This window comes from Odoribacter sp. AF15-53 (assembly GCF_003479425.1).
Classification (GTDB): domain Bacteria; phylum Bacteroidota; class Bacteroidia; order Bacteroidales; family Marinifilaceae; genus Butyricimonas.
The window spans coordinates 61,840-62,602 of the sequence record NZ_QUHC01000014.1 but is presented as its reverse complement, the minus strand read 5'-3'; the positions used below and the strand labels follow the sequence as shown (position 1 = coordinate 62,602).

Here is a 763-nt window from a genome sequence, read left to right as displayed (position 1 = left end):
AATTCCACGTACTCGCTCGGTGAAAATTGATTTAATTCCTCGTTCCCGAAAAACAGGTAAAGATGCAACCGGGTTCCTTCCGGTTGGCATGCCTCGGGGATTTCAATCGTGACCTTGCCGTCGCCCCGGTGTGCCATGCTGTTACTGATTAACTGGGGCGCATCATGTAGCGTGTCGTAAAAGTATCCCACGAACACTTGATCCGAGGCTTTCGCTTTCGGGCCCTCGATCCCGTTTTCCCACTGCAAGGTGATTGTCCAGTCGTGGCGTTCCGCGTTCGTGATCACGGGAGCTTCCAGCGATCCCACGGAAAAACGGAAGGTTTTGAACGCCCATACTCCTTGTTTTGCTTGCAGACATCCGCCGTTGATGGAATGGAACAAGGAATCGCTTTTGGATACTCCCCGTTCCCTCGCTGCAACCCGCCATATCGGTAAAACCCCGATAGCCAGCCGGTAAACTTTCCATATCTTGCGGACTTCCGTGAAATGATCGGTGATTTGTTTCTCCCGCTCGGTTTTGGATTTCCGGGGTCCCCTTTTGGACTTGCATTTCCGGATTTTACCCCCGTACAAGAAATAAGTATACCCGCCCGCTTTTACCGGACCGTTGGCCAGTAGCGCCGCGAAAAAAGGAGAAGTTATATTCATGTCAATCCTGATTAGAGTGTGAGTAACTTATGAATTCCGATGCAATAGTACTAATAAAATTTTAAATAAACAATAGATACATTATATGAAGCTTATAATAAATAAGCTTCATA

1 protein-coding gene is annotated in these 763 nt (G+C 47.7%); it reads right to left on the bottom strand.

Translation table 11 applies throughout. The features are described 5' to 3' along the window. On the bottom strand, positions 1-650 hold a 650-nt coding region (locus DWW52_RS18725; RefSeq protein WP_199692021.1), incomplete at its 3' end, for a hypothetical protein. Between the last annotated feature and the right edge of the window lie 113 nt (positions 651-763).